Source organism: Martinezella rhizogenes (genome assembly GCF_000799715.1).
Lineage (GTDB): Bacteria > Pseudomonadota > Alphaproteobacteria > Rhizobiales > Rhizobiaceae > Rhizobium > Rhizobium rhizogenes_C.
Window position 1 is genome coordinate 280965 of sequence record NZ_JUHG01000018.1, and the last position, 15429, is coordinate 296393.

Sequence of the window (15429 nt, forward strand, 5' to 3'; positions counted from 1 at the left end):
ATATGGCGAAGCAAGACGAACTGGTGTTTCTGCCTCTCGGCGGCGTCGGCGAGATCGGCATGAACCTCGCCCTTTACGGCTATGGTCCGCCGGAACATCGCCAGTGGATCATGGTCGATTGCGGTGTCACCTTTCCGGGGCCGGACCTGCCGGGCGTCGATCTCGTGCTCCCCGACATCCGCTTCCTCGCCAAGGAACGCAAGAACCTCAAGGGCATCATCATCACGCATGCGCATGAGGATCACTACGGTGCTCTGAGCGATCTCTGGCCGGGCCTGAACGTCCCCGTCTATGCCTCGGGCTTTACCGCCGGTCTGCTGGAAGCCAAGCGCGATTATGAAAAGACGATGGGCCAGATCCCGATCACCCCGTTCAAGGCCGGTGACCGCATCAATGTCGGCCCTTTCAGCATCGAAGGCGTCGCCGTCAACCACTCCATCCCCGAGCCGATGTCGCTGATGATCCGCACACCGGTCGGCAATGTCATCCATACCGGTGACTGGAAGATCGACCACGAGCCGTCGCTCGGGCCGCTGACTGACGAAGCACGCTTCCGCCAGCTTGGCGACGAGGGCGTGCTGGCGCTGATGTGCGATTCCACCAATGCGCTCCGTGATGGCGTGTCGCCGTCGGAAAAGGATGTTTCCGCAAGCCTGCGCAAGATCATCGAGAATGCCGAGGGCAGGGTGGCGATCACCACTTTCTCCTCGAATGTCGGCCGCATTCGCACCATTGCCGAGGCCGCCGAAGCTGCGGGCCGCGAGATTTTGTTGCTCGGCAGTTCGTTGAAGCGCGTGGTCGACGTCTCCCGCGATATCGGCATCATGGAAGGCCTCAAGCCGTTCATCGCCGAGGATGAGTATGGCTATATCCCACGCGACAAGGTCGTTATCATCCTGACAGGCAGCCAGGGCGAGCCCCGCGCCGCCCTTGCCAAGCTCTCACGCGATGAGATGCGCCATGTCGCGCTCGCCGCCGGCGATATCGTCGTCTTTTCCTCGCGCGCCATTCCCGGCAACGAGAAGGCGATCCAGGATATCAAGAACGGCCTTACCGAACAGGGCGTGCATGTGGTGACGGACGCGGAAGCGCTCGTCCACGTATCCGGCCACCCACGCCGTAACGAGCTGCAGAAAATGTACGAATGGACGCGGCCGAAGGTCGTCGTACCGGTGCATGGCGAGCCGACGCATCTGGCGGCGCATAAAGAGCTGGCCGAGCAATCCGGCATCGCCATCGTGCCCAAGGTTCGCAACGGCGACATATTGCGGCTGGCGCCCGGTTCTGTCGAAGTGATCGGCCAGGCACCGCATGGTCGTATCTTCAAGGACGGCATACTGATCGGCGATTTCGACGAGATGGGCATCGGCGAGCGCAAGAAGCTCTCCTATGTCGGCCATGTCGCCGTCAACGTCGTGCTCGATGCCCGCTACGACATCGTCGGCGATCCGGATCTCGTCGCGATCGGCCTGCCGGCCTATGACGATGAGGGTGAGGAGATGGAAGATACGCTTTTCGACGCCGTCGTCAGCGCCATTGAGAGTATTCCCCGCGCACGTCGCAAGGATATCGACATGCTGCAGGAAGCCGCGCGCCGCGCGGTGCGCTCCGCCGCTAACCAAGGCTGGGGCAAGAAGCCTGTCGTGACTGTCTTCGTCACGCGCATGGCGGGCTGACCACGTTTCGATCCGATCAAGGAAGAGAGAACAGCCATGCTCGGACGCATCAATCATATTGCGATTGCCGTTCCTGATATCACCGCCGCCGCCGCCACCTATCGCGAGACGTTGGACGCAAAGGTAACCGAGCCGCAGTCCTTGCCGGAGCATGGGGTCACCGTCGTTTTCGTCGAGTTGCCGAACAGCAAGGTCGAGCTCGTGGAGCCGCTTGGCGATGCCTCTCCGCTGTTGAAATTCCTGGCCAAGCATCCAACTGGCGGCATGCATCACATCTGCTACGAGGTGGACGATATCCTGGCGGCGCGTGATCGCCTGATCGCGGGCGGCGCGCGGGTGCTGGGCGATGGCGAGCCCATGATCGGCGCCCATGGCAAGCCGGTGCTCTTCCTGCACCCCAAGGATTTCTTCGGGACGCTCATCGAGCTCGAGCAAGTGTGACATTAGGGCGCTGGGCCGCGCTTTGAAACGCGCCGGCTTTGGCTCTATAGACTGTTTGTGGATGAGGAGGAGACAGGCTGATTTTAGCCTGTCTTGAGGGAGCATATGGCCCAGCAGATTTTCTCGACTTGCGCCGTCTATTTCGTTGTCTGGTGGATCACGCTTTTCGCCGTCCTGCCGTTTGGCCTGCGCACGCAGGCCGAGGACAATCACGTCATCCTCGGCACGGTCGAAAGTGCCCCGACGAAATTTCGCGGCTGGCGGGTGGTGCTGATCACGACGCTGGTATCCGCCGTGATCTACGGCGCGTGGTATGTCAGCGCCCACTATTTCGGCTTCGGCTTCAACTCTATTCCACCGATCATTCCACGCTACGATGGCTGATGCTCGTCTCCGGAAATTCTTTCGGACATCACCGGACATCATATGTCACTGAATAGCCCGGAAACCGTCATACCCTCGTCATCTGGTTGAGGCAAAGAGGCTGCGCGACAATGGGCGTCCCATCAGGCCGACTGGTTGCGGCCGAGGGGCGTTTCAAAGCTCGATTTTTGAGGAAACCGGGTGGCTGCTTGAGCCGGGAAAGCAAAAAAAAACAAGGCGGTAAGCCTTGTTTTTAAGTATCGCGTGATCCTTATCCGTTGCCGGGGCAGCGACGAGCGCGCCTAAGATCTGATCCTCCCAAGACTTGACCGCGAAACGACAAGAATTTAGCCTCCTTGCCTCTTTTGTGAGCTAAAATTAGCTCAAAGAATGAGCTTTGTCATCTGTTTTTTTGCTTTTTTGTTACAGTCGCGCAGAATTTTTCTGTTGACAGTTTCTCGCCACAAATCCTTATAAACATGCATTTTTTTGAATTCGCAAAAGTGCTTGATGGCGCCCGGCATTTGCGGGTGTTCGCCGGATTCGCGCCTTGCAAATGCGGGTTTCCTTCCTGCCCCGAAGCAGTTATGAACTGCCTCCAGCAGTCAATTTTTTAACGATTCCGCCGGATGCGGAACGTCAAACCATCTGGAATCAACCCATGCGCCTGTCTCGTTACTTCATGCCCATCCTGAAGGAAAATCCCAAGGAGGCGGAAATCGTTTCCCACCGGTTGATGCTGCGCGCCGGCATGATCCGTCAGCAGTCGCAAGGCATCTATTCCTGGTTGCCGTTGGGTAAGCGCGTTCTCGACAAGGTCAACAAGATCATTCGCGAGGAACAGAACCGTTCCGGCGCCATCGAGCTGTCGATGCCGACATTGCAGTCGGCTGAGCTCTGGCAGGAAAGCGGCCGTTACGACGCCTATGGCAAGGAGATGCTTCGCATCAAGGACCGCCAGGATCGGCCGATGCTTTACGGCCCGACCAACGAGGAGATGGTCACCGACATCTTCCGTTCCTACGTCAAGTCCTACAAGGATCTGCCGCTGAACCTCTACCATATCCAGCTGAAGTTCCGCGACGAGATCCGTCCGCGCTTCGGCACCATGCGCTCGCGCGAATTCATGATGAAGGATGCCTATTCCTTCGATCTGACGCAGGAAGGCGCCGTGGTGGCCTACAACAAGATGTTTGCGGCCTACCTGCGCACCTTCGATCGCCTTGGTCTGAGGGCAATTCCGATGCGCGCCGACACCGGGCCGATCGGCGGCGATCTTAGCCATGAGTTCATCATTCTCGCCGATACCGGCGAATCCGAAGTTTTCTGCCACAAGGATTTCGTCAATTTCGATATTCCGCCGGAAGACACCAATTTTGATGATGCCGCCGGTCTGAAGGGGATCTTCGACAAGTGGACGTCGCTTTACGCGGCAACCTCCGAAATGCACGACGAGGCGGCCTTCAACGCTATCCCTGAAGGCGAGCGCCTGTCGGCCCGTGGCATCGAAGTCGGTCATATCTTCTATTTCGGCACGAAATATTCCGAGCCGATGGGTGCGAAAGTGCAGGGTCCCGACGGCAAGGAGCATGCCGTCCACATGGGATCTTACGGTATTGGCCCGACACGCCTTGTTCCCGCCATCATCGAAGCATCGCATGACGAGAACGGAATCATCTGGCCGGCCTCGGTCGCGCCCTTTGATGTCGTCGTGATCAACATGAAGTCCGGTGATCAGGCCTGCGACGCCGCTTGCGAGACGATCTACGCAACGTTGTCCAAGGCCGGCAAGGATGTCCTGCTCGACGATCGGGACGATCGCGCTGGAACGAAGTTTGCGACGGCAGATCTGATCGGTGTGCCCGTGCAGATCATCGTCGGACCGCGTTCGATCGCGAGCGGCGAGGTGGAAGTCAAGGACCGCAAGACTGGCGCCCGCGAGACGATGACCGTCGAAGCGGCGATCAATAAACTGGCAGGCTGATACAGCAATAGGATGAGAAGCGAATGGCGGTAACCGCGGCAGTCGAGCAGCAGGAAAAGTCTTTCACGACTGGTCCGTCATCGCGTCCATTCTCCGGTTTCGAGCGGCTCGTTGCCTGGCGCTACCTGCGCTCCCGGCGCAAGGAGGCATCGATTTCGGTCATCGCCGGCTTCTCGCTGGTTGGCATCATGCTCGGCGTCGCGGCGCTGATCATCGTCATGGCCGTGATGAACGGTTTTCGCGCCGAGCTTTTCAAGCAAATTCTTGGTTTCAACGGCCATGTCGTTGTCCAGCCTGTCGATTCGCCGCTGAATGACTATGCCGCGCTGGCGCAGAAATTCATGACCGTTCCAGGCGTTACCATGGCCTTGCCATTGGTCGAGGGCGAGACGCTCGCCTCCGGTCGCGGCGGTTCCGGCACGGGCGCGCTCGTGCGCGGCATCCGCTCCGAGGACCTGACGAAGCTCAAGACTGTCTCGGACCATATCGTCGAAGGCGACATGGTTGGCTTTGCCGCCGGCCAGGGCGTCATGGTCGGCTCGCGCCTGGCACGGCAACTGGGTCTGGCCGTTGGCGATCAGATCACGCTCACCGCGCCAGACGGCGACGTCACGCCTTTCGGGGTCAATCCGCGCGTCAAGGCCTATACCATATCCGGCCTCTTCGAAGTGGGGATGTCGCAATATGATTCCTCCGTGGTCTTCATGCCGCTTGAGGAAGCGCAGCTCTTTTTCAATGCCGAGGGGATCGTCGAGAAGATAGAGCTTTTCGTCAGCAATCCTGACGATGTCGACGCAATCAGGCCGAAGATTGAGGCGGTTGCGGGCAGGCAGGTCTTTCTGACCGACTGGCGTCAGGTCAACGAAACCTTCTTCTCGGCGCTGCAGGTCGAGCGCAACACCATGTTCATGATCCTGACGCTGATCGTCATCGTCGCGGCGCTCAACATCATTTCAGGCCTGATCATGCTGGTGAAGGACAAGGGAAGCGATATCGCCATCCTGCGCACCATGGGTGCGACATCGGGGGCGATCATGCGCATCTTCTTCATGACGGGGGCGGCGATCGGCGTTGTCGGCACGCTTGCCGGCGTCGCTCTTGGCGTTTTCGTTTGCCTCAACATCGAGTCCATCCGCCAGTTCTTCTCCTGGATATCGGGTACGGTGATCTTCAATCCGGAAGTCTACTTCCTCAGCAAGCTGCCGGCGGAGATGAATTTGAGCGAGACCATTTCCGTGGTCGTGATGGCGCTGACGCTGTCCTTCCTCGCCACGATCTTCCCGGCCTGGCGCGCCTCACGGCTCGATCCGGTGCAGGCGCTACGGTACGAATAAGGAATTCCACATTTGATGAAACGCAACGTCGTTCTCCAGCTCTCGGGCGTGGAGCGTCATTACGGGCAGGGCGAAACCCGGCTGTCGATCCTGAAGAGCGCCGACTTCGCCCTGCACAGCGGCGAGATCGTCGCCCTGGTCGCGCCGTCGGGGACGGGCAAGTCGACGCTCCTACATGTCGCCGGCCTGCTGGAACATCCCGACGCCGGGGAGGTGACGATCAACGGCCATGCCTGCGAAGGACTGTCGGATGAAAAGCGCACGGCGGTCCGCCGCAGCGAGATCGGTTTCGTCTATCAGTTCCATCATTTGCTGCCGGAGTTTTCGGCGCTTGAAAATATCATGATGCCGCAGCTGATTTCCGGCCTGTCGCGGAAGGAGGCGAGCGTTCGCGCCGCCCAGCTTCTCGACTATATGCGCATCGGACACCGCGCCGATCACCGCCCGACCGAACTTTCCGGCGGTGAACAGCAGCGTGTCGCCATCGCCCGCGCCGTTGCCAATGCACCGCTGGTGCTGCTGGCCGATGAGCCGACCGGCAATCTCGATCCCGAAACCGCGCATTACGTCTTCGATGCGCTCGAGGCGTTGGTGCGGCAGTCGGGCCTCGCGGCGCTGATCGCCACGCATAATCACGACCTTGCGGCGCGCATGGACCGTCGCGTTACCATCAATGACGGCAAGGTTGTGGAGTTCTGATCGTCCGTCACGGGACGATCAGCCCACCGCGATAATCCAGCTCGTAAGCCTTGCGCTCGTTCACAAGGATGACTTCGTGGCCGATGAAGTGATCGCAGCCACCGGTGCTGCGGTCGACATAGCGGCCGAGCGGATGGTCGAATTCGAAGCCGCCTAGAAAGCGTTTCTCATCGAGGTAGAGCCGCAGCAGCGACGCCTTGATGATCATCCCCGCGACTGTCCCGTTGATCAGATCGCGTTCGACAATGCGCCCGAAATAATTCATCACCCAGACCGGCTCGTCGTCAAGCCAGATCAGTTCCTGTCCGGCGAAATCCGTGCCGCCGAAATAGCTGTCGAGATAGCGCCAGCGGCCGCGGGTATAGCCGATGTCATGCGAGCCGCTGCGGCAGGACGGCAGTCTCTCGCCATCGCCGACATAGGTTTCGGCCTTCGCCGTGACAATGAAATCATTCAGCTCGGCAAGATCCGGCACGGTTCTCTCCATTCATGGTGAGCGATCAGCATGTCATGCGAGCCATGGTTTGTAAAGAACGTATAGTGAACAAATGGAAGCCATGACCGGGTGCGCCGCATCACTCCCGATTTGGTCCGCCTGCTATTCCATGCCCAGTCGCGCTCAAAAATACTGACGATGAAATTTATTGATGCACCTATTGACTCTCGAACAAAAATAGAACAAATAAGAAACATAACGAGTAAGGAGCGCGTAAATGACCGATATCATTCGAGACGTTGCAGCATTCACCTCCATCGTGATGTTCGTCGCCAGCTTTTCCCTGATCATGATGGCGATGTGAGATTTATCCCCACGGGTGTTGCGATGCGCCCGTGATTCATGAGGATAGCTTCTGGACTTTACCGTCCGCTATGCCGACAATGCAGCCGATTCATTTGGGCATGCGGAAGGGCATAAAATGGCGGATATGGCGAGCAGCGGCGCGACGAGCGCACCGGTCGGTGACACGCCGGAATTCGTACATCTTCGCGTCCATTCCGCCTATTCGCTGCTCGAGGGCGCATTGCCCCTGAAGAAGATCCTTGCCAAGGCGGTCGGCGACAATCAGCCGGCCATCGCAGTCACCGACACTAACAATCTTTTCGTCGCGCTGGAGTTCTCCCAGAAGGCAATGGATGAGGGCTTGCAGCCGATCATCGGCTGCCAGGTGTCGATCGATATGGAGGATGGTGTCGAGGGCGAGAAGCGAGGCCCGCAGCAGGCCTTGGCCAAACTGCCGTCTATCGTATTGCTTGCCGCCACTGATCGCGGTTATGAGCGGCTGGTTGACCTTGTCAGCCGCGCTTATCTCGGTGGCGAAGGCAATCAGGCTGTCCATGTCACCGCCTCCTGGTTGGAGGAGATCGGCACGGAGGGCATGATTGCGCTGACGGGATCGCTCGGCGGTCCGGTCGACATGGCGCTGAAGGAGGGGCATGCGCCCCTGGCGTTGTCACGGCTTCTGGCACTCAAGCGCTTGTTCGGCGACCGGCTTTATGTCGAGCTGCAGCGTCACGGTACCTATGACCGTCGCCACGAACAGAGGATGATCGCGCTCGCCTATGAGCATGAGCTGCCGCTGGTCGCCACCAACGAGGCCTTCTTCCCGACCCGTGACGATTACGATGCCCATGACGCGCTGATGGCCGTTGCTCACAACGCCATCGTTTCGGACGACACCCGGTTCCGCCTGACGCCGGATCATTATCTGAAGAGCCGCGCCGATATGGCGAAGCTGTTTGCCAATCTGCCGGAGGCTCTGGAAAATACCGTCGAGATTGCGCGGCGCTGTTCTTTCGTTCTGAAGACCCGCAAGCCGATCCTGCCGCGCTTCACCGGCGCCACCGACAATGAGGAGGAGGCCGATCGCGCCGAATCGGCGGAGTTGCGCGCACAGGCGGTTGAGGGTCTGGATCAGCGTCTCGCCTCGCTCGGCATGGCGCCGGGCTATGTGGAAAAGGATTATCGGGAGCGGCTGGAATTCGAGCTCAGCGTTATCGAGGGCATGAAATTCCCCGGCTACTTTCTGATCGTTGCGGACTTCATCAAATGGGCCAAGCGGCACGATATTCCGGTCGGGCCGGGCCGTGGTTCGGGCGCGGGATCGCTGGTTGCTTATGCTCTGACGATTACGGACGTCGATCCCTTGCGCTTCTCGCTGCTGTTCGAGCGCTTCCTCAACCCATCGCGCGTGTCGATGCCGGACTTTGACATCGACTTCTGCCAGGATCGCCGTGAAGAGGTGATCCGCTATGTCCAGGCCAAATATGGCCGCGAGCAGGTGGCGCAGATCATCACCTTCGGGTCGTTGCAGGCGCGCGCCGCCCTTCGCGACGTCGGTCGCGTGCTGGAAATGCCCTATGGCCAGGTCGACAAGATCTGCAAGCTGGTGCCGAACAACCCCGCCAGTCCGACACCTCTGCACCAGGCGATCAAGGAAGAGCCGCGTCTGCAGGAGGAGGCTGACAAGGAACCGGTCGTCGCCCGCCTGCTCGACATCGCCCAGAAGATCGAGGGCCTCTATCGCCACGCCTCGACACACGCCGCCGGCATCGTTATTGGCGATCGGCCGCTGTCGAAGCTGGTGCCGATGTATCGCGATCCGCGTTCCGACATGCCGGTCACCCAGTTCAATATGAAATGGGTCGAGCAGGCCGGCCTGGTGAAGTTCGACTTTCTCGGCCTGAAGACGCTCACGGTCCTGAAGACAGCTGTCGATTTCGTCGCCAAGCGCGGCATCAGCATCGATCTCGCCGGTATCCCGCTCGATGACAAGAAGACCTACGACATGCTCTCGCGCGGCGAGACGGTCGGCGTGTTCCAGGTGGAAAGTGCGGGCATGCGCAAGGCGCTGATCGGCATGCGCCCGGACTGCATCGAGGATATCATCGCGCTCGTGGCGCTCTATCGTCCCGGTCCGATGGAGAACATCCCGGTTTACAATGCCCGCAAGCATGGTGAGGAAGAGATCGAATCGATCCATCCGACCATCGACTACCTTCTGAAGGAAACCCAGGGCGTCATCGTCTACCAGGAGCAGGTGATGCAGGTCGCCCAGGTGCTCTCTGGTTATTCGCTCGGCGAGGCCGATCTTCTGCGCCGCGCCATGGGTAAGAAGATCAAGGCGGAAATGGACCAGCAGCGCGAGCGTTTCGTCGACGGCGCAGTCAAGAACGGTGTGTCGAAGGGCCAATCGGACGTCATTTTCGATCTGCTGGCCAAGTTCGCCAATTACGGCTTCAACAAATCGCACGCCGCCGCCTATGCCATCGTCTCCTATCAGACAGCCTATATGAAGGCGCATTATCCGGTGGAGTTCCTCGCGGCGTCGATGACGCTCGATATGGCGAACACCGAAAAGGTCAACGACTTCCGCCAGGATGCCAAGCGTCTCGGTATCGAAGTCATCGCGCCGTCGATCCAGACCTCGTTCCGCCGTTTCGAGACGGGCGAGAACCGCATCTATTACGCCTTGGCCGCCCTCAAGGGTGTCGGCGAATCCGCCGTCGACCATATTGTCGAAGTCCGCGGCGACCAGCCTTTCGCCGGTATCGAGGATTTCTGCCTGCGCATCGATCCGAAGCAGATCAACCGCCGTGTGCTGGAAAGCCTGATTTCCGCCGGCGCCTTCGATTGTTTCGAGATCGACCGCGCGCAACTGATCGGCGGGATCGACCGGATCATGGGTTATGCGCAGGTTGCGCAGGAAAACAAGCGCAGCGGCCAGCACGATATGTTCGGAAGTGCCGCTTCGGGGCCTGAGAAGATCTCGTTTTCGCCGTTCACACCCTGGCTCGCCTCGGAACGGCTGCTGCGCGAATTCCAGGTTCTTGGCTTCTATCTGACGGCCCATCCGCTCGACACCTACAAGAGCGTGCTGGACAAGATGCGCGTGCAGAACTTTGCCGACTTCTCGGCGGCGGTGAAGCAGGGGGCCAGCAATGGCCGTCTGGCTGGCACGGTCATCTCCAAACAGGAACGCAAGACGCGCACCGGCAACAAGATGGGCATCTTCGTCTTCTCCGACGCTTCGGGCCAGTTTGAAGCGGTACTGTTCTCAGAAGTGCTCAATCAATATCGCGACGTTCTCGAAGTGGGTAAATCCTTCGTCATAACGGCCCAGGCCGACGAACGGCCGGAAGGCATCAGCCTGCGGCTGCAGACGGCCCAGTCGCTGGAAGAAAAGTCGCTGCAGATGCAGAAGGCGCTGCGCGTTTACGTGCGCGATTCCGGCCCGCTGAAGGCGGTGGCGGCGCATCTCAACGCCAAGGGCGATGGCTTGGTCTCCTTCATCGTCATCAAGGAGGAGGGTAAGCGCGAAGTCGAGGTGGTGCTGCAAGACAAATACCGCATCACGCCGGAGATCGCGGCCGCGCTGCGCACGGCACCCGGCGTCATCGATGTGGAGCTGGTCTAGCCCTTTTTCCCCAGCGCGCCGCTATTGGTGATGGTGATGAAATCGGTGCCGTTGCCGGTTTCAGGGCCTACGCCGGTGTCGGAAATCGTCAGCGACGACCCTGCGGTCAGCAGGTCGCCGATCTCGCGCCTGATGTCGTCCTGTATGGTAATGCGGTTCAGCGCGCGGTCGGCGGCGTCGAGCGATTGCGCCTGCTCTTCACTGGTGATACCAAGCCGTTTTTTTGTAGCCTTGGAGAGATCGTCCTCCAGCGTCACGCCGAACCAGTCCGCCTTGCCGTTGATCCTGTCGATCGCATTTGCAGTGAAGAAATGCGTGCCGAGCGCTTCCTGCGGATCCGTAATGATCGCGGGCGCCTCGAACAGCGGCTTGAAATTCTGGCGAACCATGATGGTGCCGTTCGGCGGCTCGCCCTTGCCGGCGGCGGCATAGACCGCCTTCATCAGCGCCGGGCTGACAAGGCTGCCCGATGTCATGATGTCGTGCGCCTTCTTGAAGTCCCCGATCGCCTGCACGGTCGCCGGTCCAAGCAAGCCGTCAGGCGTGCCGGTCGCAAAGCCCATGTCGTTCAACAGACCCTGTAGATCGCGAACGTTTTCGCGCAGTCCCCGGCGGGTCATCAGGATGCTCAGTGGAGCTTGAGCGACCGGCTGCGCTGCCCGTGCGGCCGGCGGGATCGGCAAGGCGGCTGTATCGGTCGTGGCGACCTGCACCGGTTTCGCCTGTGGGATGAAGACAGCTGTCGTCGGGCGCAGCTCGAGATCGGAGAACAGCACGGAAGCGGGTGCGGCCTCGGGCTGGAACAACATGGCATGTTCGAAAGGCTGCGGCACCAGCGGATGGTCGGCGATGACGACATGCACGCCGCGCTCGGTCATCTGGTAGAGCATCTTGGCAAAAGCCCTGGGCATGCGCACGCAGCCATGTGATGCGGGATAATTCGGCACTGAATTGGATTCGTGCAGCGCGATACCGGACCATGTCAGCCGCTGCATGAAGGGCATCGGCGAGTTCGAATAGAGGTTGGACTCGTGATAGACCTCCTTCTCCAGAATGGAGAAGATGCCGCTCGGTGTCGTGTGGCCACGCTTGCCGGTCGAAACCTTCGACGTCGCCACCACCTTGTCGCCGTCATAGACGGCCAGCGACTGCCGATCCTTCGACACGACGATCTGCAACGTGCGGACGTCGTCCGCCGCAAGGGCAGGGTAAACGAGGGCTGTGGCCGATAACAGGCCAAGTCCGAAAAGAAAACGCCGCTTCATACACATACCAAAACGCAATACTCGTATTGGTGCAGACTAGACTTCGAAGTTTAAGGAAGACTTGAAGACAAGCCGCCTATTCGAAATGCTTTTTCGACGATTCACCACGAAAAGACCTGCCCAATCAGCGCAATTGCGGCAAGATGTGTTTTATGTAATTCTTAAATTACAGAATGTGGAGCCGGATGGGGGTTCGACATGCAAGTGGACGTGATCGAAACGCTGGAAGATCTGCAAGCGTTGAAAGGCAACTGGGATCGGATCTATGAGATCGACCCGGAAGCACACAGCTTTTTGTCCTGGACCTGGATATCGAGCTGGTTTTCTTCACGCAACTTGCCCTGGTTCGTGCTGGCGGCGAAGGAGGAGGCTGACGACACCTATGTCGCTTTCTTCCCGATCCAGCTCGGCACTGGCCTCGATCGAGGCAAGGGCTTCTATAATATCATCGCCATGGGCGGTTCCTACTTCGCTCCCTATACCGGCATTCTTTGTGATGCGGCCCATGCTGACGCATCGGCCCTGGCTTTTGCGGAGCACATCCGCAGCTTTCATTGGCGCAGCCTGCATCTGGACGGTATTGATCGGTCATCCGCGCGGATCGGACTTTTCATTGACCATTTCCCGCCCGAGGATTTTACCGGTGACAGGGTCCGGCACCCCGCGCGCATTCAGAATGCGACGGACCGGGTCGACCCCGAGATCCATCTCCATGTGACGCTACCGGCGGATTTCGAATCCTTCCTCAGCGAAAAACTTCGTCCACGAATACGGCGCAATGTTCGTCTTGGCCTGCGCAAGCTGGATAGCTCAACGGCGCTCCGGGTGACCCATGGCGACAGTGGAACTGCTGGGGACGACTTGGCGGCGTTGCTGGGCCTCTGGAAGAGGCAATGGGGACAGCGCGATCCAGGCCATGCGCACTACGTCCTCGACAATGCCCGGTCGGTTCTGCCGGATTGCGGCGCCGATCTCTTTCTGCCGATCTTGCGGCAGGACGAGACACCGATCGCGGCCTCCGCTATCCTTCTTGACCACCCCAGGAAGAGCCTGATCTGCTTCCTCAGCGCCCGAGACGTGACGATCCGGGATATGTCCCCAGGCTTGATGTTGCACGCCTATACGATCCGCTGGGCGATCGAGAATGGCTTTCGTATCTACGATCTCGGCGCGGGCAATTATGCCCATAAGTATATTTTCGGCTCCGTTAGCCGGCGCATCGAGCACTATCGGATCGACACGAGAACGGAGTGGAATCTGGGCGAGCGGCTCGATCCGCATTGTCTGCCGCTTGTACTTGCCCGCGTCAAAGATCTGCATGCCGCCGGTGATCACAGCGATGCCGAGATCGGCTGCCGGCAGATCCTTGCCGTCGAGCCCACGCATGGCAAGGCATTGGCCCTCTACCGTGACATCATGGCGTCACGGACGCTCTGGCAGGCAATCTGGTCCGACGACGCCGCAGCCGGTGATCAGGGCGCCGTGGACCGTGCTGAGGCGGAAAGGCAATGCCGCGTTTCGATCGCCGAAAATCCCGGAGATTTCGATGCGGTGCATCGGCTGAGCATACTGCTGCTGCTGCGCGGCGAGGCCAGGGAGGCGGAGGCCGAGATCGGGCGGGCACTGGAGCTCCGTCCCGATTCCGCTGCCGTCCATTGCTCCTACGGCAATATCCTTGCCGCGACCCGGAATTTCGAGGCCGCCGTCATCCGCTATGATCGCGCCATCGCCCTGGAGCCGGACCATGCTGTCGCCCACAATAACAAGGGCAACGCATTGCGCCACCTGGGGCGCCCCGACGAGGCACTGGCGAGCTATGATGATGCGATTGCGATCAGGCCGGATTACAAGCAGGCGCTCGCCAATCGCGCCGCACTTTTCGATGAAGAGCCGGACATGCTGCCGCCCCTCTCTCACGTTCCGCGCTTGCCGCCGAATGTGTAGCCGGTCTCGACGGTCTTGTTGCCGAATTTTTCCCTGAGCTTGTCCATTGCCGCCTCGGCTGCCGCGCGGCGGGTCGCCTGTTCGTCGATCAGATCCGGTGGATCGGCGCGGGCGGCGTCGCAGAGATCGGTGACGCCGATGCCGATCAGGCGGAATTTCGTCCCGTCGGTCTCATGTTCGAGCAATCGCAGGCCTGTGCGAAAGATGCGGTCGGCAAGCTGAGTCGGGTCTTCCAGGCGGCGGTTGCGCGTGCGGCTTTTGAAATCCGCCGATTTCAGCTTCAGCACGACGGTGTGCCCTGCGATGTCGCCACGCTTCAGGCGGCGCGACACTTTTTCCGAGAGATCGCGCAGGATCGGCACGAGGTCTTCGTGCCGGGAAATGTCGTCGAAAAAGGTCGTTTCCGCCGATACGCTTTTCGCTTCGTCATTCAGATGCACGGTGCGGTCGTCGATGCCGCGCGACAGGCGGAAAAGCCTTTGACCGATAACGCCATAGCGGCGCATCAGATCGCCTTCCTCCATGGTCTGTAACTGGCCGATGGTGCGGATGCCGTTGCTTTCCAGTGTCGCCGCGAATGCCTTGCCGACGCCCCAGATGGTCGTCACGGGGCGGGGTTCTAGAAACGACAGTGCCTCCTCCCGCCCGATCACTGAAAAACCACGCGGCTTCTGCAGATCGGACGCCACCTTGGCGAGGAACTTGCAATAGGAGAGGCCGACCGAGATGGTGATGCCAATCTCGCTTTCGATGCGCTTGACGAATTTCGCCAGGATCCGCGCCGGCGGGTCATGATGCAGGCGCTGCGTGCCCTCGAGCTCCAGAAATGCCTCGTCGATCGAAAGCGGCTGCACCAGCGGCGTCAGCTCCTGCATCAGCGTTCGCACCTCGCGGCCGACGCGAACATATTTCTCCATGTCGGGGCGGATGACGACCGCCTGCGGACAGGCTTCCAGCGCCTTGAACATCGGCATGGCTGAGCGGACGCCATGGATGCGAGCGATATAGCAGGCGGTGGATACGACACCGCGCTTGCCGCCACCGATAATGACCGGCTTGTCGGCCAGCTCCGGATTGTCACGCTTTTCGATGGAGGCATAAAAGGCGTCGCAATCGATATGCGCCAGCGTCAGGTCGTAGAGTTCACGGTGATACACAAGGCGCGGACTGCCGCAGGCACGGCAACGCGTTCGCTCGCTCAATTGCTCGCTCAAGCAATCGCGGCAAAAACCTGAAATTTTGTCGGGCGCGCTGGTCATGAAACGAGAACAAAAATTGAACATCGCCACCTTATGTTCTAAGCTCGCG

General features: G+C 59.8%; 11 protein-coding genes. 8 read left to right on the forward strand and 3 right to left on the reverse strand.

Annotation, left to right across the window (positions count from 1 at the left end):
* Positions 1-2 precede the first annotated feature (2 nt).
* From EX00_RS27530 to EX00_RS27555, 6 genes are all read left to right on the forward strand, one after another.
* Positions 3-1676 (forward strand): ribonuclease J, encoded by a 1674-nt coding sequence (locus EX00_RS27530; RefSeq protein ID WP_047465021.1) that lies wholly within the window; start codon positions 3-5, stop codon positions 1674-1676.
* A gap of 36 nt (positions 1677-1712) precedes the next feature.
* Positions 1713-2117, forward strand: a complete 405-nt coding sequence (mce, locus tag EX00_RS27535; protein WP_047465022.1) for a methylmalonyl-CoA epimerase — start codon at positions 1713-1715, stop codon at positions 2115-2117.
* Positions 2118-2222: 105 nt separating this feature from the next.
* Positions 2223-2501: a DUF1467 family protein gene (locus tag EX00_RS27540; RefSeq protein WP_047465025.1), complete on the forward strand. Its 279-nt coding sequence runs from the start codon at positions 2223-2225 to the stop codon at positions 2499-2501.
* A gap of 640 nt (positions 2502-3141) precedes the next feature.
* Positions 3142-4464, forward strand: coding sequence for a proline--tRNA ligase (proS, locus tag EX00_RS27545; RefSeq protein ID WP_047465027.1), 1323 nt, complete (start codon positions 3142-3144; stop codon positions 4462-4464).
* 23 nt (positions 4465-4487) lie between these two features.
* Positions 4488-5798, forward strand: coding sequence for a lipoprotein-releasing ABC transporter permease subunit (locus tag EX00_RS27550; RefSeq protein ID WP_047465030.1), 1311 nt, complete (start codon positions 4488-4490; stop codon positions 5796-5798).
* Between the two features lie 15 nt (positions 5799-5813).
* A complete protein-coding gene (locus EX00_RS27555; RefSeq protein WP_047465031.1) occupies positions 5814-6497 on the forward strand; it encodes an ABC transporter ATP-binding protein in 684 nt (227 codons plus the stop codon).
* Between the two features lie 7 nt (positions 6498-6504).
* Here the strand turns inward: EX00_RS27555 and EX00_RS27560 are convergent, their stop codons facing one another.
* Positions 6505-6972, reverse strand: coding sequence for a DUF5680 domain-containing protein (locus EX00_RS27560; protein ID WP_047465033.1), 468 nt, complete (start codon positions 6970-6972; stop codon positions 6505-6507).
* 442 nt (positions 6973-7414) lie between these two features.
* On the opposite strand from EX00_RS27560, the gene dnaE reads away from it, so the two are divergent.
* The gene (gene dnaE, locus EX00_RS27565) at positions 7415-10912 is read left to right on the forward strand and encodes a DNA polymerase III subunit alpha (protein WP_047465037.1); all 3498 of its coding nucleotides are present in this window, start codon (positions 7415-7417) and stop codon (positions 10910-10912) included.
* Here dnaE and EX00_RS27570 read toward each other — a convergent pair.
* Positions 10909-12177 (reverse strand): L,D-transpeptidase family protein, encoded by a 1269-nt coding sequence (locus EX00_RS27570; RefSeq protein WP_047465040.1) that lies wholly within the window; start codon positions 12175-12177, stop codon positions 10909-10911. The two genes, dnaE and EX00_RS27570, sit on opposite strands and share 4 nt — an antisense overlap.
* 198 nt (positions 12178-12375) lie before the next feature.
* On the opposite strand from EX00_RS27570, the gene EX00_RS27575 reads away from it, so the two are divergent.
* Positions 12376-14121, forward strand: coding sequence for a GNAT family N-acetyltransferase (locus tag EX00_RS27575; protein ID WP_047465042.1), 1746 nt, complete (start codon positions 12376-12378; stop codon positions 14119-14121).
* Here EX00_RS27575 and EX00_RS27580 read toward each other — a convergent pair.
* Positions 14091-15380 (reverse strand): DNA polymerase IV, encoded by a 1290-nt coding sequence (locus EX00_RS27580; protein ID WP_047465219.1) that lies wholly within the window; start codon positions 15378-15380, stop codon positions 14091-14093. The two genes, EX00_RS27575 and EX00_RS27580, sit on opposite strands and share 31 nt — an antisense overlap.
* Between the last annotated feature and the right edge of the window lie 49 nt (positions 15381-15429).